Genomic DNA, 21,176 nt, shown 5'->3' on the forward strand with positions numbered 1-21,176 from the left:
AGGGAGCCCTTTTTACTTGTGCCTTTTGATGTACCTTACGCCGTCTTCTTGCGGGTCACCCAGAGGCTCAGTCCCATGGAAGCCAGCAGGATCAGGGCCACGACACCCAACGCTATGCCGGTCGGGATCTTGAACACATCCAGCAGCAGCATCTTGACCCCGATAAACATCAGGATCAGCGCCAGGCCATATTTGAGCAGGGCGAAGCGCTCGGCGACACCGGCCAGCAAGAAGTACATGGCGCGCAGCCCCATGATGGCGAAGATGTTGGAGGTCAGCACGATGAAGGGATCCGTGGTCACCGCAAAGATGGCCGGAATGCTGTCCACCGCGAAGATAAGATCGCTCACCTCCACCAGCACCAGGATAAGCAGCAAGGGCGTCGCGTAGCGCACGCCGTCACGCCAGACGAAGAAGTGCTCCCCCTCCAGCGTCTCGGTCACCTTGAAGCGGCGGCGCATCCAACCAAGCAGGGCGTTGTTTTCGAGATCCGGCTCCTTGTCGGCCGCCCACAGCATCTTGGCACCGGTCAGCAGCAGGAAGGCGCCGAACAGATAGAGGATCCAGTGGAACTGCTCGATGAGCCAGCTGCCCGCGAATACCATGCCGGCCCGCATGACGATGGCGCCCAGTACCCCGTAGAGCAGTACCCGGCGCTGCAGCTCGGCCGGAATGGCAAAGTAGCCGAACAGCATCAGCCAGACGAAGACGTTGTCCACCGCCAGCGCCTTCTCGATAAGGTAGCCGGTGAGAAACTCCAGCCCCTTCTGGTTGGCGATTTCGCGTCCGGCGCTGTGATCCAGCCAGAGCCAGATGGCCAGGTTGAACAAGAGCGCTACGCTCACCCAGACGAGGGACCAGATACCCGCCTCCTTGAGGGATACCTTGTGTGCCTTGCCGCCGCCGACAAAACGAATGTCAATCCATAACAGGACCAGCACTATGCTGAAGAAACCGGTCCACATCCACCATTCACCCATATTCACTTCTCCCCAAAACGACAAAACCCACGGCCGGGAGGCAGTGGGTTTGCATCTGGAGCAGATACACCTTGCCTCTCGGCAAGGTCTCACTTACAGCCAATTTGCATCGACTGCCCGGCTGCCGGGTGCACTGCAGGAAAAGGTGTGCACCGTAATGACGACAAACCGGCGAGAAGTTACTCCCCTTGTTGCGGCGGATAGTAACAGCCTCGAAAGGTAACGCCAAGAGGCATCTTCACCCCCACACAAAAAATAAAAAGGGCGCCACATGGGCGCCCTCTTCTCATGCTCCAATCAGAGTGGATCCACTTTGAGGCAGGAGACCGCGTGGTCAAAATTACCTTCAAGCTGGGGACGGGTCTTGGCACACTCGGGACCCGCCACCGGGCAGCGGGTGCGGAACACACAGCCGGACGGCGGGTTCATGGGCGACGGCAGATCCCCCTCCAGGATCTGGATGGTCTTGCTGCGCTCCAGATCCGGGTCCGGGACGGGCACCGCCGACATCAGTGCCTTGGTGTAGGGATGCAGGGGATTGGCGAAGATCTCCTTGCGAGTTCCCAGCTCCACCGCATTGCCCAGATACATCACCAGCACCCGATCCGAGATGTGTTTGACCACAGACAGATCGTGGGCGATGAAGATGAGCGACAGTCCCATCTCCTTTTGCAGGGATTTGAGCAGGTTCACCACCTGGGCCTGGATCGAGACGTCGAGCGCCGAGACCGGCTCGTCACAGATGATCATCTTGGGCTCCAGGATCAGGGCCCGGGCAATCCCGATGCGCTGGCACTGGCCGCCGGAAAACTCGTGGGGGTAGCGGTTTACCAGGTTTGGCAACAGGCCCACCTTGCTCATCATGGCGCGCACCCGCTCCTTCACCTCCTCCTTCGCAAGATTTGGATAAAAGGTGATGAGGGGTTCGGCGATGATGTCGCCTATGGTCATGCGCGGGTTGAGGGAGGCCAGCGGGTCCTGGAAGATCATCTGGATCTCTTTACGCTTCTCCCGCAGCGCCTTCTGGTCGAGCTTGGTCAGATCGTTGCCAAGCCACACCACCTTGCCGTCGGTGGCCGGCACCAGGCCGATGATGGCACGAGCGAAGGTGGACTTGCCGCAGCCCGACTCCCCAACCACCCCCAGGGTCTCCCCTTCGTAGAGGCGCAGGGTCACCCCGTCCACCGCCTTCAGGGCCGAGGGTTTGGCCCAGGGCCAGGCCTTGCCGCTCTTGATGCTGAAGTGAACCTTGAGGTCGGACACCTCCAGCAGCAGTTTCTTGTCAGTACCCATTTAGTTCACTCCCTTGATGATGGCATCCGAAACCCAGTGGCAAGCCCGCTCCCGCCCGTTGTTGAACGGGGTCAGGATGGGAGATTGCTGGCCGCAAATCTCGCTCACCCGGTGGCAGCGCTCCTGGAAGGGGCAGCCGGTGGGCAGACGCAGCAGGTTGGGCGGATTGCCCGGGATAGTGGGCAGCTCTTCCCCTTCGGTATCGAGACGGGGAATGGCGCGCAGCAAGCCTTCGGTATAGGGGTGGCTCGGACGATAGAAGATATCGTCCACCTTGCCGTACTCCATGGTGCGACCGGCGTACATCACCAGCACCTTGTCACAGATACCGGCCACCACGCCAAGGTCGTGGGTGATCATGATGATGGCGGTGTTGAACTCGCGCTTGAGTTCATTCATCAGGGTCATGATCTGGGCCTGCACCGTCACGTCGAGTGCAGTAGTCGGCTCGTCGGCGATGAGCAGTTGCGGCCGGCACAGGAGCGCCATGGCGATCATCACCCGCTGGCGCATGCCGCCGGAGAACTCATGCGGGTACATGCCCATGCGCTTGCGCGCCTCGGGGATCTTCACCGCATCCAGCATGCGCACCGACTCTTCGAACGCCTCGGCCTTGCTCACCCCCTTGTGCAGCATCAGCACTTCCATCAGCTGATCCTGCACTTTCATGTAGGGGTTCAGCGAGGTCATGGGGTCCTGGAAGATCATGGCGATCTTCTCGGCGCGGATCTTGTTGAGCTTGGACTCCGGCAGGTTCAGGATCTCATCGCCCTGAAACTTGGCAGAGCCGGTGATGACACCGTTCTTGGCGAGCAGCCCCATGATGGCAAACGCGGTCTGTGATTTGCCCGAGCCGGACTCGCCGACGATGCCCAGGGTCTCGCCCGCCGCCAGTGAAAAATTGAGGTCGTTGACCGCCACCACATTGCCGTCCGGGGTCTTGAACTCGACCCGCAGATCTTTTACATCCAGTAACTTCATAAAAACTCCTTATCGATCTTTCGTGACGTATTCCTGTCGATCCAATGCGCTATCCGCCAGATTGAGCCGCACTGTGCGGCCCCTCGGCGCGTTGTTCCAGCGCTCCTTCGGCGCTTTTTTAGCGATCCTTCGGATCGAGGGCGTCACGCAGACCATCCCCGAGGAAGTTGAAACAGAACAGGGTCACCACCATGAAACCGGCGGGGAACAGGAGTTGCCAGATGGCTACTTCCATCGACTTGGAGCCTTCATCCAGCAGGGCACCCCAGCTGGTCATGGGCTCCTGGACACCGAGGCCCAAGAAGCTCAGGAAGGATTCGAACATGATCATCCCCGGCACCAGCAGGGTGGCGTAGACCGCCACGATACCGAGCACGTTTGGCACTATGTGGCGGGTGATGATCTTCCACTTGGAGACGCCGCAGACATGGGCCGCCTCGATGAACTCCTTGCTCTTGAGGCTCAGGGTCTGGCCACGGACGATCCGCGCCATGTCGAGCCAGCTCACCGCCCCGATGGCGATAAAGATGAGCGCCAGATTGCGGCCGAAAAAGGTCACCAGCATGATCACGAAGAACATGAAGGGGAAGGCGTTGAGGATCTCGAGTACCCGCATCATCAGGCTGTCGACGCGACCACCGATAAAACCGGAGGCGGCGCCATAGAGGGTGCCGATGATGACGGCCACCATGGCCCCCATGATGCCGACCATCAGCGAGATGCGCCCGCCAAGCAGGGTACGCACAAACAGATCGCGCCCCAGACTGTCGGTGCCAAAGTAGTGACCCGCCTCCATGTCAGGACCGGTCTGCATGGCGCCCCAGTCCGGATCGTCGAAGGTGTACTGGGACAGGTGCGGCCCGAAGAGCACCGCCAGGCCAATCAGGCTCAGGATGATGAGGCTGGTGAGCGCCGCCTTGTTGCGCAGGAAACGACGGCGGGCATCCTTCCACAGGGAGCGCCCTTCCACCACGTCCACTTTCTGGGCGAAGGCTTCTACTGCCTCGCGTTTTTCAGTTGAAACAACCATGGTCTACTCCCTGATTAATAACGGATTTTCGGATCGATAAAGGCATAGAGAATATCGACCACGGCGTTAAAGGTGATGGTGAGGGCACCGACCAGAATGGTCAGGCCGAGCACCATGGAGTAGTCACGGTTCAGCGCTCCGTTGACGAACAACTGACCTATCCCCGGCAGGCCGAAGATGGTCTCGATCACCACGGAGCCCGTGATGATGCCCACAAACGCCGGCCCCAGGTAGGAGACCACCGGCAGCATGGCCGGGCGCAGCGCGTGTTTGAGGATGATGTGGCGCAGGGGCAAGCCCTTGGCGCGAGCGGTGCGGATGAAGTTGGAGTTCATGGTCTCGATCATGCTGCCGCGCATGATGCGCGAGATGGCCGAGATGTAGTACATCATCATGCCGAACACCGGCAGCACCATGAACTGGATGCCGCCCCCCTGCCAGCCACCGGCCGGGAACCAACCCAGATAGATGCTGAAGAAGAGCACTAGGAGGGGCGCCAGCACAAAGCCGGGTATCACCACCCCCGCCATGGCAGACGACATCAGCAGATAATCGATAATAGTGTTCTGTTTTAAGGCTGCTATGGTGCCGAACGTCACCCCCAGCGTCACTGCAAATAGAAAGGCAAAGGAGCCGATCTTGGCCGAGACCGGCAGGGCCTGGCTCACCAGATCGTTGACGGTAAAGTCCTTGTATTTGAAAGAGGGCCCCAGATCCCCCTGTACCAGGTTGCCCAGATAGGTGAGGTATTGCATGCCGATGGGCTTGTCGAGGCCGTACTTGGCTTCGATATTGGCAATGACTTCGGGGGGGAGCGAGCGTTCGCTGGTGAAGGGGTTACCCGGGGCGAAACGCATCATGAAGAAGGAGACTGTGATCAAGACCAGCAGAGTCGGGATCGCTTCCAGTAGACGTTTTAGAATAAATTTCAACATAGACAATTCCTGTCCTGTACTGCTTCCAAATGGTCGCGGTTGTAATAAAGGCCCGCCGTCTGGCGGGCCCTGCTTGTTATGCGACTTGTTGCTTTACATCATCAGTGGGCGACGATGTACATGTCCTTGCTGTAGAGGTTGTCCAGCGGGTTGGCCGGGTAGCCACCCACATAGGGTTTCACCATGCGGGCAGTCACGTACTGGTAGATGGGGGCGATCGGCATGTCCTTGGCCAGGATCTCTTCGGCCTGGACATAGAGCTTGTTGCGGGCTTCCACATCCACCTGATCGCGGGACTCGTTCATCAGCTTGTCAAACGCCGGGTTGGAGTACTTGCCGTCGTTGTTGCCGTGGGTGGTCTGCATCAGATCCAGCATGGAGGAGGCTTCGTTGTAGTCGGCGATCCAGCCGGCACGGCCCACGTCAAACTGACCCTGTTTCTTGGTTTCGAGGTAGGTCTTCCACTCCTGGTTGACCAGGCTCACCTGCACGCCCAGCTTCTTCCACATGGAGGCGACTGCCACAGCCACTTTTTTGTGGTTGTCGTCGGTGTTGTAGAGCAGCTCGAACTTCAGCGGCTTGCTGGCATCGAAACCGGCTTCGGCCAGCAAGGCTTTCGCCTTGGCATCGCGCTCGGCCTGGGTCATCTTGGACCACTCGGGCGCCACCGGCTTGAAGCCGTCCACGAAATCAGGCACCAGGGTGTAACCCGGGGTCTGGCCCTGGCCCATCACCTTGTCGGCGATCACGTTGCGATCGATGGCGTAGGAGAGCGCGGTACGCACGCGCACATCGTCAAACGGCTTGCGCTTGACGTTGTACTGGTAGTAGTAGGTGCCCACATAACCGGTCACTTTCAGCTCGTCCGGCTTCTCTTTCTTCATCTGCTTGAAGCGCTCGATGGGCATCTGGTAGGTCATGTCCACTTCACCGGCCAGGTAGCGGTTCAGCTCGGCGTTGGTGGACTGGATTGGCAGATAGGTCACCTTGTTGATGACGGTCTTGGCGTCGTTCCAGTAGTTTTTGTTGCGCTCCACATCGACGCGCTCGTTGACCACCCAGTCTTTCAGCATATAGGCACCGTTGGACACCATGTTGCCGGGCTGGGTCCACTTGTCACCAAACTTCTCGACCACTTTTTTCGGCACCGGGTAGGTGGTGGTGTGGGAGAGCATGCTGACAAAGTAAGGGATCGCCTTCTCCAGTTGCACCTCGAAGGTGTAGTCGTCCACCGCCTTCACACCCAGGGTGTCGGCAGGCTTCTTGCCAGCGATGATGTCGGAGGCGTTGACGATGGTCGGGATCTCCAGATACCAGGAGTAGGGAGAGGCGGTTTTGGGGTCGACGGCACGCTTGAAGGCAAATTCGAAATCGTGAGCGGTGACCGGATCACCGTTGGACCACTTGGCGTCTTTACGCAGGTGGAACACATATTTCTTGTTGTCCGCGGTTTCCCAGGACTCGGCCACGCCGGGCAGCACTTCGCCCTTGGGACCGGAGGCGACCAGACCTTCGAACAGATCGCGCAGGATATTGGATTCGACCGTTCCTTCGGTCTTGTGCGGGTCCAGGGTGGCGGGCTCGGAGCCATTGCCTTTGACCAGCTGCTGCACTTCGGCCAGCTTGGTACCAGCGGGTACATCGGCGGCTTGTGCCATTGTGGCGCCACCAAACAGCGCGGCCACCAGGAGGGTGTTAATCATTGTTTTTTTATGAGTCATTTCCATACTCCAACAAGAACATTCCATGCAATTTTTTCAATGACGGGGTAACAACCCGCTCCCAGCATAATTCCCTGCTTATTGTGATGATGCAATAGATATTATCAGGAGCAACGGCCATCCATGGTCAAAAAAACAGCTTTTGACAAGAATTTCAGTATTTAAACGCCCCGTAAACGACGCTTTTTTATACAAATCGCTCGATTCTAGAAAATGGCATTCAAAAAGCAACCAATAAAAAGCCGGTCACGAGGACCGGCTTTCATAAAACGGATCTGGCTCACATCAGGCTGGGGAAGACACCCTTGATCCCGGCCACCATGATCTCGATACCCAGCGACATCATGATAAGACCCATGATACGGGTCACCACGTTGATGCCGGTATTGCCCATGATCTTGAACAGCAGGGGGGCGGCGCGAAAGATAAGCCAGGAGCAGAACGAGAACACCACCACCACCAGCGACATGCCGAGCATCTGCTGCCAGTGGCTCTGGCTGGCGTAGACGATGACCGACGAGATAGCCCCCGGTCCCGCCATCAGTGGCAGCGCCAGCGGCACGACCGCGATGGATTCACGCACCGCCAACTCCCCTTTCTCCTGCTTGTTGTGCTTCACCTCACCCAGCTTGCCTTGCAGCATGGACCAGGCGATCAGGGTGATAAGCGAACCGCCGGCGATGCGAAACGACGCCAGCGAAATACCAAAACCGTCCAGGATCAGCTGCCCCATGGTCATGGAGACCAGCAGGATCACCATCACGGCGATATTGGCGGTCGTGTTGGTCTTCATTCTTTCGGCCGGGGTATGGTGACTGGTCAGACTGACAAACACCGGCAACAGACCAAGCGGGTTGATGATCGCAAACAAACCGACAAAAAACTTCAGATATAAAGAGACGTCAATTGCCGCCATAGACCCCTTCCAATAGTGTGCAAGCCCGTGGGCTACTCCATATCAATGCGTGCGTAAATTTACACCATAGCCAGGATCCGCACCAATTAAATAATCTCACCAATATCGGGGTTTTTTAGTTAGTTCCGCTAATGATTCCCCCTCTTCCCAACAGATAAGCCAGTGCGAAACGATCTCCGCGGCGCAAGTCGCTACCTCCTCTAATCCGTGGTCCAGGTACACCCCCCTGTCGCCGCGGCTGTTTTTCCGGCTCCTGTTCCGACGTTTTCCTGACGCGGCGTTCAACACCAGAAACTGAGGGTCATGATTGCCTATCAGATACCAGCTACACATCCGCCTGCCAGCCACTAAACCGCCTTTGCAGAAGCTTGGCAAGGAAGGGCATCCCAACCACTTCACACCACGCTAAAGGTAATAACGAGTCCCTTACGGGTCATACCTCTTCCCCCTTTATCCAAGGTAAAGGAAATGCGAAATTGCGTGTAAAAAAGCGCCAAAAACGGTGGGGAGAAACAGCAAACCAAACGGTCAAAATACACAAATCGATAACAGACAGTGGAAAATCTGCCACCACTCCAGTGTCAAAGGTTAAGTTTGATCACAATGACTGTGTGATGGCCGTCATGCAGCGGTTTCCTCCAAATTGTTTATCAAGCCTTAACTTGATGAAAAATCTGGACTAAAACCGTTCATCCCGGGTTCATAAAGGATTTGTTCAACTCCACAACTTGATAACATCCGACCAGAAAAAAATTGTGAAATAAAATTTCTTTTGTTCTTTTGCAACACTTGATCTAGATCAAGTTTTTCTGGGTCTACCCCGCTCTATAATCGACTCGGAAAACAATTTAGTAAGGCATGTAAATACCCCTGTTGCAGTAATTGTCGCCTTGACAGGCCAACTATAATTGCCGGGCATTGCCAACGTCTTACTAAACAGTTTTCAAATAATCAGGAGATAAACATGGCAGTAACCAATTTGGCAGAACTGGATGCACTGGTCGCCCGCGTTAAGGAAGCACAGCGTGAATTCGCCAGCTTCTCCCAAGAGCAGGTAGACAAGATCTTCCGTGCCGCCGCCCTGGCCGCCAACAACGCCCGTATCCCTCTGGCCCAGATGGCCGTCGAAGAGTCCGGTATGGGTATCATCGAAGACAAGGTTATCAAGAACCATTTCGCCTCCGAATACATCTACAACAAGTACAAAGAAGAGAAGACCTGCGGCATCCTCAGCGAAGATGACGAAATGGGTACCATCACCATCGCCGAGCCGGTAGGCATCATCTGCGGTATCGTACCAACCACCAACCCGACCTCCACCGCGATCTTCAAATCCCTGATCTCCCTGAAGACCCGCAACGCCATCATCTTCTCCCCGCACCCCCGCGCCAAAAACTCCACCAATACCGCAGCCAAGCTGGTACTGGATGCAGCCGTTGCCGCCGGTGCGCCGAAAGACATCATCGGCTGGATTGATCAACCGTCTGTTGAACTGTCCAACGCCCTGATGAAGCACAACGACATCAACCTGATCCTGGCCACCGGTGGCCCGGGCATGGTGAAAGCCGCCTACTCCTCCGGCAAGCCCGCCATCGGCGTGGGTGCCGGTAACGTACCGGTAGTCATCGACGAAACCGCCGATGTGAAGCGCGCCGTCGCCTCCATCCTGATGTCCAAGACCTTCGACAACGGCGTGGTCTGTGCCTCCGAGCAAGCCGCCATCGTGGTTGACTCCATCTATGACCAGGTCAAAGAGCGTTTCGCCACTCACAACGGTTATGTGCTGAGCAAGGACGAAGCTGACAAGGTTCGTAAAGTCATCCTGATCAACGGCGCCATGAACGCCAACATCGTGGGTCAGCCTGCGGTCAAGATCGCCGAAATGGCCGGTGTTACCGTGCCTGCCAACACCAAGATCCTTATCGGCGAAGGCGTGAAGATCTGTGAAGAGGAAGAGTTCGCTCACGAGAAGCTCTCCCCGACTCTGGGTCTGTTCCGTGCCAAAAACTTTGAAGAAGCCGTTGAAATGGCCTGCGACATGGTCAACCTGGGCGGTATCGGCCACACCTCCGGTCTGTACACCGACCAGGACCGCAACGCCGACCGCATCAAGTACTTCGGCGACAAGATGAAGACTGCCCGTATCCTGATCAACACCCCGACTACCCAGGGTGGTATCGGTGACCTGTACAACTTCGCGATGGCACCGTCCCTGACCCTGGGTTGCGGTTCCTGGGGTGGCAACTCCATCTCCGAAAACGTGGGTCCCAAGCACCTGATCAACAAGAAGACAGTCGCAAAACGGGCAGAAAACATGCTGTGGCACAAACTTCCGAAATCCATCTACTTCCGTCGTGGTTCCCTGCCTATCGCCCTGAGCGACCTGGAAGGCAAGAAGCGCGCCATGATCGTGACCGACCGCTTCCTGTTCAACAATGGCTACGCCGACGAAGTGGTTCGTCTGCTCAAGGGCCTGAAGATGGAAGTGGAAGTGTTCTACGAAGTAGAAGCCGACCCGACCCTGACCGTGGTACGCAAGGGTGCCGAGATGGCCAACTCCTTCAAGCCTGACGTCATCGTCGCCCTGGGCGGTGGTTCACCGATGGATGCCGCCAAGATCATGTGGGTGATGTACGAGCATCCGGACACCGCGTTCGAAGATCTGGCCATGCGCTTCATGGATATCCGCAAGCGTATCTACAAGTTCCCGAAAATGGGCGTGAAGGCCGAGCTGGTCTGCATCACCACCACGTCCGGTACCGGTTCTGAAGTAACCCCGTTCGCGGTCGTGACCGACGACGCCACCGGCGTGAAATACCCGCTGGCTGACTACGAGCTGACCCCGAACATGGCCATCGTTGACGCCAACCTGGTGATGGGCATGCCGAAATCCCTGTGCGCCTTTGGTGGTATCGACGCCGTGACTCACGCCATGGAAGCCTATGTTTCCGTACTGGCCAACGAGTACTCCGACGGTCAGGCACTGCAAGCCCTGAAACTGCTGAAGGACTACCTGCCCTCCAGCTACCAGAACGGTGCCAACGACCCGGTCGCCCGCGAGAAGGTGCACAACGCCGCCACCATCGCCGGTATCGCGTTCGCCAACGCCTTCCTGGGTGTGTGCCACTCCATGGCCCACAAACTGGGTGCCGAGTTCCACATCCCGCACGGCCTGGCCAACGCCCTGCTGATCAGCAACGTCATCCGCTACAACGCGAACGACAACCCGACCAAGCAGACCGCGTTCTCCCAGTACGACCGTCCGCAGGCTCGTCGTCGCTACGCCGAAGTGGCTGACCACCTGGGTCTGACTGCCGCCGGTGACCGTACCGCCGCCAAGATCGAGAAGCTGCTGACCTGGCTGGACGAGCTGAAAGCGACCTTAGGGATCCCGGCCTCCATCCGTGACGCAGGTGTCGCCGAAGCCGACTTCCTGGCCAAGGTTGACCAGCTGGCCGTTGAAGCCTTCGATGACCAGTGCACCGGCGCCAACCCGCGCTACCCGCTGATCAGCGAGCTGAAAGCCATCCTGCTGGATACCTACTACGGCCGTCCCTTCTCCGAAGAAGCCCAGGTAGCTGACAAGGTGGAAGTGAAAGCCGAAACCAGCAAGAAAAAATCCAAGGCCTGATAACCGGTCCCGAGATTAAAAAAGCCCGCGCCACTGCGCGGGCTTTTCTTTGCCTGAAAGCCGGTACCTTCTTTACCGGACAACAGAACCTCCCCTCCCCCGCATTGCCAGCCCTATGCTCCCATTCCATTGGTCGCCATGACATCCGCAGCCAGAGCCAGGTGCAGCCCGTCACCCACAGACAGGTCACAGCATTTGCCCCCCTCTCAATCAGACGAAGGCGAAGGCACAACCACGACGAGCGCATCTACCGCCAGCGGGCAAGAAGAGTCCGTAGGACTGGCATGTTAAGCGGGGGATAAAAAAGGAGAGCAGGCGTTACCGGCGGGATAAAAAATGGCAGCCATCTGGCTGCCATCGGGAGAGCATGATCGGGCGATCAGAGGGTCGCGGCCACTTCGTCGGAGATGGAACCGTTGTGGTACACCTCCTGCACATCGTCCAGATCTTCCAGCATGTCGATGAGGCGCATCAGCTTGGGCGCGGTCTCGGCATCCAGTTCGGCTTCGGTGGAGGGGATCATGGTCACTTCGGCATTCTGGGCCTTGAAGCCGGCGGCTTCCAGACCGTCGAGTACGGTACCGAAATCGTTCGGGGTGGTGTATACCTCGATGGAACCATCTTCTTCGGTCACCACGTCGTCGGCACCCGCTTCCAAGGCGGCATCCATCAGGGCATCTTCATCGACGCCCACGAAGGTCAGCAGGCCCTTCTTGGTGAAGAGGTAGGAGACGGAACCATCGGTACCCAAGTTGCCACCGCTCTTGCTGAAGGCGTGACGCACTTCGGAGACGGTGCGGTTACGGTTGTCGGTCAGGCACTCCACCATGACGGCGGTACCGGCCGGGCCGTAGCCTTCGTACACGATGGTCTCGAGCTGCTCGCCGTCACCACCGCCAGCGCCACGCTGGATGGCACGGTTGATGGTATCGCGAGTCATGTTGTTGGTCAGGGCAGCCGTTACCGCCGCACGCAGACGCGGGTTGTTGGCCGGATCGGCATCACCCAGACGCGCGGAGGTGGTGATTTCGCGGATCAGCTTGGTGAAAATCTTGCCACGCTTGGCATCCTGAGCTGCCTTGCGGTGTTTGATGTTGGCCCATTTACTGTGACCTGCCATAGGGACTCTCCGTTATATTTTTAACTTTCAGTAACACAAGGGGAAACGTGAAAGGCCGCATTGCTGCGGCCTTTGGTGCCGGATTACGGCTTATTCATCACCCTTGACGGTGGTCGCAATCGCCAATTCACCCAGTTGTGCCGGGTTGGCGAAGCTGGGGGCGTCTGTCATCAGACAGGCGGCCGCGGTGGTTTTCGGGAAGGCAATCACGTCCCGAATGTTGTCGGTACCGGTCAGCAGCATGCTGAGACGGTCGAGGCCAAAGGCCAGACCGGCGTGGGGCGGGGTACCGTATTTCAGGGCATCCAGCAGGAAGCCGAACTTCAGGCGCTGTTCGTCCGGGGTAATACCCAGGATGTCGAACACGGTGGCCTGCATTTCGCTGTTGTGGATACGCACGGAGCCGCCACCTACTTCATAGCCGTTGATCACCATGTCGTAGGCGTTGGCGTAGGCACCCAGCGGATTGGCTTTCAGCTGTTCCGGGCTCAGGTTGCTCGGCGCGGTGAAGGGGTGGTGCATGGCAGCCAGACCGCCTTCGCCATCTTCCTCGAACATCGGGAAGTCGATGACCCACAGGGGCTTCCAGCTGTTCTCCAGCAGGCCCAGATCGCGGCCCACTTTCAGGCGCAGGGCGCCCATGGCGTCGCACACCACTTTCTTGGAGTCGGCGCCGAAGAAGATGATGTCGCCATCGGCCGCGCCGGTACGGGCCAGGATCTCGCGCACGATCTCGTCGGAGAGGAACTTGGCAACCGGGGACTGTACGCCTTCGATGCCGTTGGCCGCCTCGTTGACCTTCATCCAGGCCAGACCCTTGGCACCGTAGATGCCAACGAACTTGGTGTACTCGTCGATCTGCTTGCGAGACAGCTCGGCGCCGCCCGGCACTTTCAGGGCAGCCACACGGCCTTTCGGATCGTTGGCAGGGCCGGCGAACACGGCAAACTCGACGGCGGTCAGCAGATCTGCCACATCAACCAGCTCCATCGGCAGACGCAGATCCGGCTTGTCGGAGCCAAAGCGGCGCATCGCCTCGTCGAAGGTCATGATCGGGAAGTCGCCCAGATCCACGTTCAGGATATGCAGCCACAGTTTGCGGATCATCTCTTCCATCACCTCACGCACCTGCGGCGCGGTCATGAAGGAGGTCTCCACGTCGATCTGGGTGAATTCCGGCTGACGGTCGGCACGCAGGTCTTCGTCGCGGAAGCACTTGACGATCTGGTAGTAGCGGTCGAAGCCGGACATCATCAGCAACTGCTTGAACAGCTGCGGGGACTGCGGCAGGGCGTAGAACTTGCCCTTGTGCACACGGCTCGGCACCAGGTAGTCACGGGCCCCTTCCGGGGTAGCCTTGGTCAGCATCGGGGTCTCGATGTCGAGGAAGCCGTGTTCGTCCATGAAGCGGCGCACGAAGGCACTGGCCTTGGCGCGGGTCTTCAGGTACTTGGCCATCTCGGGGCGACGCAAGTCCAGGTAGCGGTACTTGAGGCTGATCTCTTCGCTGTTGACCTGGTTGAAGTCAAGGGGCAGCGGCTCGGCGCGGTTGATGATGGTCAGCTCGTGAGCGAACACCTCGATGGCACCGGTGGCCATGTCGCTGTTGCGCTGGGACTCCGGACGGGTGCGCACCACGCCGGTCACCTGGATGCAGAACTCGCCACGCAGCTCGGAGGCCAGAGCGAACGCTTCCGGCTTGTCCGGATCGAAGAACACCTGCACGATCCCTTCGCGATCGCGCATGTCGATAAAGATCAGACCGCCGAGATCACGACGACGGTGGACCCAACCGCACAATGTAATGGTCTGCCCTTCATGGGCCTCATTGACCTGTCCGCAATAGATAGAGCGCATGGACTTCTTCCTTCGAAATTGTAGAGAGACGGTTAACCTTGGGCCGCCGGGCACGACTGGCAAGCACCGTCTGTCTCACAGCTGGCCAGATTCTTTTTCTTACCCGGTTTGAAATCAGTCTCGTACCATCCGGTTCCCTTGAGCCGGAAGCCTGCCGCCGATATCAGCTTGACCAGATTCGGCTTGCTACAGGCCGGGCAGTCGGTCAGGGGGGCATCGGAAAGCTTTTGCAGTTTTGCCAATTCATGGCCACAGACGTCGCAACGATATTCGTAGATAGGCATGGGTCACAAGAAATTGAAAAACAAAAGGGCTGGCATTATAGAGGAAAACCCCCATTTGGGTAAAATGGCCAGCAACCCCCTTTGCCCAGTTTTTTTGCCTCCGATGCCTAAATTCGGCCAAAAAAACGTCGCACCTTCTCCATGAGCGGAGCAAACAACCAGCATGAGCCTCTATCTGGGCCTGCCGCAATGGTCCCACCCCGCCTGGCCGGGGCAACTGCTTGGCCTGGGCGCCAAACCCGCCGAGCACCTAGCCCACTACGCCAGCGTGTTCGACTCGGTGGAAGGAAACACCACCTTCTACGCCCTGCCGACACCCGAGACGGTACAGCGCTGGGCCGATGCGGTGCCAGCCCGTTTTCGCTTCAACTTCAAGTTTCCGCAAACCATCAGCCACCAGAGCGATCTGGTGAGCGTGGACAAGCAGGTCGCGGACTTTATCGCGCTGCTCGCCCCGCTGCACGACAAGCTGGGGCTGCTCACCCTGCAGCTGCCCGCCCGCTTCGGCCCCGAGGGGCTGCCCCGCCTGCAGGCCTTTTTCAACCGATTGCCGGGCGAATTTCGTTATGCCCTTGAGGTACGCCATCCCGATTTCTTCGCCAAGGGTGAGGCCGAACGCGCCCTGAACAGGATGTTGATGGAGAAGGGCATCAACCGCATCATGCTGGATAGCCGACCGCTCTTCTCGGTACCGGCCACCACAGCTGCCATGATCGATGCCCAAGGCAAGAAACCCAGGCTGCCGGTACATCTGCTGGCCACCGCCCAGGCCCCCGTGGTGCGCCTCATCGGCCTGCCGGATCCGGCGGCCAATCACCCCTTCTTGCCGGGCTGGCTTCCCCACTGGCAGCAGTGGCTCGCCGAGGGCAAGGATCTCTACCTGTTCATCCACACCGCCGACAACGCCAGAGCCCCGGAGCTTGCTCGCCAGATCAGCCATCTGCTTGGTCAGGAGATGGCCTCCTGGCCGGGGGAAAACGATCGCGCGCGCCAGGGAGTGCTGCCCTTTTGAGCGCCATCGGCTGACGCGTAAAAAAAGCCGTATTTTTCTGGTCTGGCGGGGCCTGGCGCCAAGACAAATGGCCTGCAATCCTCTACACTAGCGCCCCAAGCGAGGGGCCCGAATGTTTCGCATTGCAATCCGTTGCAACCGACGACGGGGCTCCGGTTCAAGGGTCCGGAACATGACCCGTACGAACAGGGCCGGTCCAGGGAGCTCATGACCCGTCACCCGTTCGTAAAGCAGGTGATATATCAACTCTGATGGCTATCACTCAACGACTCAATTGAACAATGCCGTCGGTTTATTCAACGACGGTCAGGTTGCGCAAGCATGCATACCAAAGATCAAATTTTTGCCGCCCCCATCGCCCGACTGGGGGATTTCTGTTTTGACGAGCAGGTCGTCGACGTCTTTCCCGACATGATCCAGCGATCGGTACCGGGTTACAGCAACATCATCTCCGCCATCGGCATGATGGCCGCCCGCTACGCCCAGCCCGAGAGCCGACTCTACGATCTCGGCTGCTCCCTCGGGGCCGCCACCCAGGCGATGCGCCGCCATGTCAATCAACCGGGTTGTCACATCACGGCGGTCGATCTCTCCCACCCCATGATCGAGCGGGCCCGCGCCCACCTCTCCGGCTTCAAATCCGAGGTGCCGGTGGAGCTGGTGGAGGCAGACATCTGCGACATCGAGATCGAGAACGCCTCCGTGGTGGTGCTCAATTTCACCCTGCAGTTCGTGGATCCCGAAAAGCGGGCAGCCCTCATCCAGCGCATTCACGACGGCCTGCGCCCGGGCGGCATCCTGATCCTCAGCGAGAAGTTCCGTTTCGAAGACGAACCGGTCAACGAGCTGCTCATCGACCTGCACCTCGACTTCAAACGGGCCAACGGCTACAGCGAACTCGAGATCAGCCAGAAGCGCACCGCCCTTGAGAACGTGATGCGCACCGACAGCCTGCCGGTACATCAGGCCCGCCTGCGGGAGGCCGGCTTCGCCCATCAGGATCTCTGGTTCCAGTGCTTCAACTTCGGCTCCATGATCGCCATCAAATCGAGCGGGAGCGAACAGCCATGATCGACTTTGCCAACTTCTATCAGCTGATCGCCAAGAACCGCCTGAGCCACTGGCTGCATACCCTGCCCGCCCAGCTGCACGCCTGGCAGCATGACAACCAGCACGGGGATCTGCCGCGCTGGAATCGGGCCCTCAACAAACTGCCCCAGGTTGAACCTGGCCAGATCGAGTTGAAAGAGCGGGTCGAGATTGGCTCGGCCGAGAGCCTGGGGGAAGGCGAGCGCAAGAAGGTCGAGAGCCTGCTACGCCACTTCATGCCTTGGCGCAAGGGGCCCTTCACCGTGCACGGCATCCACATCGACACCGAATGGCGTTCCGACTGGAAGTGGGATCGAGTGCTGCCCCACATCAGCCCGCTGGCGGGACGTTACGTGCTGGATGTCGGCTGCGGCAGCGGCTATCACCTCTGGCGCATGGTGGGTGAAGGAGCCAAGCTTGCGGTCGGCATCGATCCGAGCCCACTGTTCCTCTGCCAGTTCGAGGCCATTCGCCACTTCGCAGGCAATGACCAGCGAGCCCACCTGCTGCCCCTTGGCATCCAGGAGCTGCCGGAGCTGCGCGCCTTCGATACCGTCTTCTCCATGGGGGTGCTCTATCACCGCAAATCTCCCATCGAGCACATCGAGCAGCTGCGCAACCAGCTCAAAGACGATGGCGAGCTGGTGCTGGAGACCCTGGTGATCGACGGCGGCGTCAATGACGTACTGATGCCCACCGACCGCTACGGCAAGATGCGCAATGTCTGGTTCATCCCGTCCAGTGCGGCGCTCAAGCTCTGGGTTGAACGCTGCGGTTTTACCGATGTGCGGATCGTCGACGAGAATATGACCAGCACCGACGAACAGCGTCGTACCGACTGGATGATTAATGAATCCCTGAGTGATTATCTGGATCCGGACAATCCGGCGCTCACGGTAGAAGGACACCCGGCCCCCAAGCGGGCCGTACTGATTGCGCGCAAGGCCAAAGACTAGCCGATGGCTGCTGTGGACGTTACACTGACCAAATTCCAGGAAGCACAGTTAAATGAATGACATGAAAAGCAAATTAAAAGGAATGACCCTGCTCTCCCTGCTTAGTCTCGGCGGGTGTGTCAATATGGAAAAACCTCCCCAGGTCCCCGCTCTGACCCTGGCCGAGCTGCGTAGCGAGCTCAGCCAGAGTGAACAGCGCCTGCAAACAGCCATGGAACAGCAGCAGAAGCAGTATGCCCAGCAACAGCATCTGCTGGTTCAGCTCAACACCGATGTCACCAAGATGAAAGAGTCCGTCAAGCACGTAGATCACAAGCTCGCGAGCCTCCCGACCGAACCGCCCAAACCCCTGCCAATTCCGGCGGCAAAATGCCCCGCCCCGGATCAGGGCCACACCATAGATGGCAAACTGCTGGTGGGTGAAGCGGAGTGGATCTGGGTCGATGCCGCCAACGACGCCTTCCAGGCTCGGGTCGATACCGGCGCCACCACCTCCTCCATCAGCGCCCAGGAGATCACCATTTTCGAGCGCAACGGCAAGAACTGGGTGCGCTTCTTCCTGAGCCATCAGGAGATGGACGACAAGATCCAGATCGAGGCGCCGCTGGTGCGTCACGTGCGGGTGCGTCAGGCCTCCGCTGACGATCTGGACCGTCGCCCCGTGGTTCGCCTGGCAGTGCGTATCGGCGATATGACCGAAAAAGCCGAGTTTACCCTGAAAGACCGCAGCGACATGACCTTCCCCGTGCTGCTGGGTCGTGAGTTCCTCAAGGATATCGCCGTGGTCGACGTGGCCCGCGAATATATCCAGCCCAAACCCAAGCTCAAGGATGTGAAATAATCCATGGTTTCTCGCAAGCCGTTCTATTTGCTGGTTGCCCTGCTGTACATTGTCGGCCTGGGGATGACCCTCTATCACCACATCGCCCTGGACGTGCCCCTGACGCCGGGTGAAAAGCGCCAGATTTGGTCCATTGAGGCCAAACTGGAGTTCGATGCCACCGGTGAGCCGGTGATCGCTTCCCTGGCTATTCCTGGCACCCAGCCCGGTTTCACTCTGATGAACGAGAATGCCGCGAGCCCGGGCTACGGTCTTTCGTTTGTTGAAAAAGATGGCGATGCCCGTGCCGAGTGGTCAATTCGCACTGCTTCCGGCCGTCAGGAGCTCTACTACCGCGTCGACATGATGGCGGATGCTCACGCCAAGCCGGCTGCCAACCCGCAGCCGCCCGCCATCGAGAAGCAGATCGAGAGCGAGCCCTATGCCACCGCGATGAAGCAGATCCTGGAACGTGCCCAGGAGCGCTCCGCCGACGGCTATACCCTGACTCGCGAGATCATCAAGGAGATCGAGAAGCAGGAACAGAACGCCGAGCTGCTGAAAAAGAACAAGTCTCGTGCCAACCTGATCGCCGAGCTGCTCAACAACGCCGACATTCCGGCCCGTGTAGTCCATGCCCTCAATCTGGAAGACGGTCGCCGTCGCCAGGAGCTGGTGGATTACCTGCAAGTCTTCAACAGCCCGACCGACTACAAGCTGTTCAACCCGCAGACCGGTGAACAGGGCCGCCCGGCCAACCTGCTGCTGTGGGAGTACAACTCGGGCGCCCTGCTGGACGTGACCGGCGGTCACAACTCCCGCGTCACCTTCTCGATGATCGAGCAGGAGCAACCGGTGAGCGTGGCGCTGGCCCAGAAGTTCGAAAAATCCGAGATGTTGAACTTCTCCATCCACAGCCTGCCGCTGGAAGAGCAAGCCCTGTTCAAAGGCCTGCTGCTCATTCCTATCGGCGTGCTGATGGTGGTGTTCCTGCGGGTACTGGTAGGGATCAAGACTTCGGGCACCTTCATGCCGGTGCTGATCGCGGTCGCCTTCATCCAGACCTCGCTGGTGACCGGTCTCATTGGTTTCCTGCTTATCGTGGGCACCGGCCTTATCATCCGGTCTTACCTCTCGAGGCTCAACCTGCTGCTGGTAGCTAGGATATCGGCGATCATCATCATGGTGATCTCGATGATCGGCATCTTCTCCGCATTCGCCTTCAAGCTGGGGCTGACCGACGGCATGAAGATAACCTTCTTCCCGATGATCATCCTCTCCTGGACCATAGAGCGGATGTCCATCCTGTGGGAAGAAGAGGGTCCGAAAGAGGTGTTCCGCCAGGGCGGCGGTTCCCTGCTGGTGGCCGTCATCGCCTACCTGGCCATGGATAACGAACTGATCCGTCACCTCACCTTCAACTTCCTCGGTCTGCAACTGGTGCTGATGGCGACCGTGCTGCTGATGGGTAACTACACCGGTTACAAGCTGAGCGAGCTCAAGCGCTTCAAGCCGCTGGTGGACGAGATGAAGTCTGGCGCCACGCCGGGTAAGGACAAGTAACAGATGTGGTTCTGGGAAAAGTACACCACCCCGTGGAGCCTGTCTCAGTCAGGCATCCTCGGCATGAACAAGCGCAACCACTCCTACATCAGCCGCTACAACCCGCGCCGTCTCTACCCACTGGTGGATGACAAGCTGCAGACCAAGCGCATCGCGCTGGATGCAGGCGTGACGGTGCCGGATCTCATTGGCACCATTCGCGAACAGCACGGAGTGGGACAGATCACCGAGCTGGTGAAAGAGTGGCCGGGCTTCTGCATCAAGCCGGCCCGGGGTTCCGGCGGCAAGGGGATCCTGGTGATCCTGCGTCAGGAAGATGGCCTCTTCTACAAACCCAACGGCAGTGCCTGTAATGGCCAGGATCTGGAGCGCCATGTCTCCAACATCCTGGCGGGGCTCTACTCTCTGGGAGGCAAGCCGGACGTGGCGCTGGTGGAAGGGCTCATCAACTTCGATGACGTATTCGACGGCTACTCGTTTGAAGGGGTGCCCGATTCGCGGGTGATCATCTTCAAGGGCTTCCCGGTGATGGCCATGATGCGCCTCTCCACTTCTGCCTCCGACGGCAAGGCGAACCTGCACCAGGGCGCCGTGGGGGTGGGACTGTGCCTGCGTACCGGTCGCGCCCTGCGGGCGGTGCAGTTTGGCTCACCCATCCGCCACCATCCGGATACGGGGCTTGACCTCTACGATCTCAGGGTGCCCCACTGGGATACCCTGCTGACCCTGGCCGCCTCCTGCTACGAGATGTCGGGGCTCGGCTATATTGGGACCGATATGGTGCTGGACAAGTTCCGCGGCCCCATGTTGCTGGAACTCAACGCCCGTCCGGGCCTTGCCATCCAGATTGCCAATGGCCGCGGCCTGGTGCCCAACCTCAAGACCATCGAGAAGCTGGGCCAGGTCAAGATGAACGTGGAGCAGCGGGTCAACTTCGCCAAGGATCACTTCGGGATCTTCGACGAATAATCCGGTTGCCACCCGATGC

Annotated in this window: 17 protein-coding genes; 7 read left to right on the forward strand and 10 right to left on the reverse strand. The window is 58.8% G+C overall.

What is annotated here, in order from left to right:
* Window positions 1-35: 35 nt before the first annotated feature.
* From MRK42_RS13280 to MRK42_RS13310, 7 genes are all read right to left on the reverse strand, one after another.
* Window positions 36-980, reverse strand: a complete 945-nt coding sequence (locus MRK42_RS13280) for a TerC family protein (RefSeq protein WP_042028579.1) — start codon at window positions 978-980, stop codon at window positions 36-38.
* A 297-nt stretch (window positions 981-1,277) separates the two neighbouring features.
* Window positions 1,278-2,273, reverse strand: a complete 996-nt coding sequence (gene oppF / locus MRK42_RS13285) for a murein tripeptide/oligopeptide ABC transporter ATP binding protein OppF (RefSeq protein WP_042028578.1) — start codon at window positions 2,271-2,273, stop codon at window positions 1,278-1,280.
* Window positions 2,274-3,254 (reverse strand): ABC transporter ATP-binding protein, encoded by a 981-nt coding sequence (locus MRK42_RS13290; protein WP_124240143.1) that lies wholly within the window; start codon window positions 3,252-3,254, stop codon window positions 2,274-2,276.
* A gap of 118 nt (window positions 3,255-3,372) precedes the next feature.
* Entirely contained in the window at window positions 3,373-4,284 is a 912-nt protein-coding gene (gene oppC, locus MRK42_RS13295) for an oligopeptide ABC transporter permease OppC (protein ID WP_354688283.1), read from the reverse strand.
* 14 nt (window positions 4,285-4,298) lie between these two features.
* The gene (gene oppB, locus MRK42_RS13300) at window positions 4,299-5,219 is read right to left on the reverse strand and encodes an oligopeptide ABC transporter permease OppB (RefSeq protein WP_042028574.1); all 921 of its coding nucleotides are present in this window, start codon (window positions 5,217-5,219) and stop codon (window positions 4,299-4,301) included.
* A 101-nt stretch (window positions 5,220-5,320) separates the two neighbouring features.
* Window positions 5,321-6,940 (reverse strand): ABC transporter substrate-binding protein, encoded by a 1,620-nt coding sequence (locus MRK42_RS13305; RefSeq protein ID WP_354688284.1) that lies wholly within the window; start codon window positions 6,938-6,940, stop codon window positions 5,321-5,323.
* A gap of 280 nt (window positions 6,941-7,220) precedes the next feature.
* Window positions 7,221-7,856 carry a YchE family NAAT transporter gene (locus MRK42_RS13310; RefSeq protein WP_042028570.1) on the reverse strand — a complete coding sequence of 212 codons (636 nt, stop codon included), beginning with the start codon at window positions 7,854-7,856 and terminating at the stop codon, window positions 7,221-7,223.
* Between the two features lie 964 nt (window positions 7,857-8,820).
* Between MRK42_RS13310 and adhE the strand changes: the two genes are divergently transcribed.
* Window positions 8,821-11,487, forward strand: coding sequence for a bifunctional acetaldehyde-CoA/alcohol dehydrogenase (adhE, locus tag MRK42_RS13315; protein ID WP_042028569.1), 2,667 nt, complete (start codon window positions 8,821-8,823; stop codon window positions 11,485-11,487).
* A 379-nt stretch (window positions 11,488-11,866) separates the two neighbouring features.
* Here adhE and MRK42_RS13320 read toward each other — a convergent pair whose 3' ends face one another.
* From MRK42_RS13320 to MRK42_RS13330, 3 genes are all read right to left on the reverse strand, one after another.
* Window positions 11,867-12,607 carry a YebC/PmpR family DNA-binding transcriptional regulator gene (locus tag MRK42_RS13320; RefSeq protein ID WP_026456893.1) on the reverse strand — a complete coding sequence of 247 codons (741 nt, stop codon included), beginning with the start codon at window positions 12,605-12,607 and terminating at the stop codon, window positions 11,867-11,869.
* Window positions 12,608-12,697: 90 nt separating this feature from the next.
* Complete coding sequence (gene aspS / locus MRK42_RS13325) at window positions 12,698-14,464, reverse strand: aspartate--tRNA ligase (RefSeq protein ID WP_042028568.1); 1,767 nt, start codon at window positions 14,462-14,464, stop codon at window positions 12,698-12,700.
* A gap of 32 nt (window positions 14,465-14,496) precedes the next feature.
* Window positions 14,497-14,748 carry a zinc ribbon domain-containing protein gene (locus MRK42_RS13330; protein ID WP_005337686.1) on the reverse strand — a complete coding sequence of 84 codons (252 nt, stop codon included), beginning with the start codon at window positions 14,746-14,748 and terminating at the stop codon, window positions 14,497-14,499.
* 163 nt (window positions 14,749-14,911) lie between these two features.
* Between MRK42_RS13330 and MRK42_RS13335 the strand changes: the two genes are divergently transcribed.
* The 6 genes from MRK42_RS13335 (at window position 14,912) to MRK42_RS13360 (ending at window position 21,157) form a co-directional block, all read left to right on the forward strand.
* Entirely contained in the window at window positions 14,912-15,760 is an 849-nt protein-coding gene (locus tag MRK42_RS13335) for a DUF72 domain-containing protein (RefSeq protein ID WP_201941079.1), read from the forward strand.
* A gap of 321 nt (window positions 15,761-16,081) precedes the next feature.
* Complete coding sequence (gene cmoA / locus MRK42_RS13340; protein ID WP_042028565.1) at window positions 16,082-16,831, forward strand: carboxy-S-adenosyl-L-methionine synthase CmoA; 750 nt, start codon at window positions 16,082-16,084, stop codon at window positions 16,829-16,831.
* The gene (gene cmoB, locus MRK42_RS13345) at window positions 16,828-17,805 is read left to right on the forward strand and encodes a tRNA 5-methoxyuridine(34)/uridine 5-oxyacetic acid(34) synthase CmoB (protein WP_042069921.1); all 978 of its coding nucleotides are present in this window, start codon (window positions 16,828-16,830) and stop codon (window positions 17,803-17,805) included. The genes cmoA and cmoB overlap by 4 nt, the downstream gene beginning before the upstream one ends.
* 82 nt (window positions 17,806-17,887) lie before the next feature.
* Window positions 17,888-18,646 (forward strand): ATP-dependent zinc protease, encoded by a 759-nt coding sequence (locus MRK42_RS13350; protein ID WP_026457187.1) that lies wholly within the window; start codon window positions 17,888-17,890, stop codon window positions 18,644-18,646.
* Between the two features lie 3 nt (window positions 18,647-18,649).
* Window positions 18,650-20,188, forward strand: coding sequence for an inactive transglutaminase family protein (locus MRK42_RS13355; protein ID WP_026457188.1), 1,539 nt, complete (start codon window positions 18,650-18,652; stop codon window positions 20,186-20,188).
* Window positions 20,189-20,191: 3 nt separating this feature from the next.
* Window positions 20,192-21,157 carry an alpha-L-glutamate ligase-like protein gene (locus tag MRK42_RS13360; RefSeq protein WP_124240150.1) on the forward strand — a complete coding sequence of 322 codons (966 nt, stop codon included), beginning with the start codon at window positions 20,192-20,194 and terminating at the stop codon, window positions 21,155-21,157.
* The last annotated feature ends 19 nt before the right edge of the window (window positions 21,158-21,176 follow it).

The organism is Aeromonas sp. 19NY04SH05-1, from assembly GCF_040581895.1.
Lineage (GTDB): Bacteria > Pseudomonadota > Gammaproteobacteria > Enterobacterales > Aeromonadaceae > Aeromonas > Aeromonas enteropelogenes.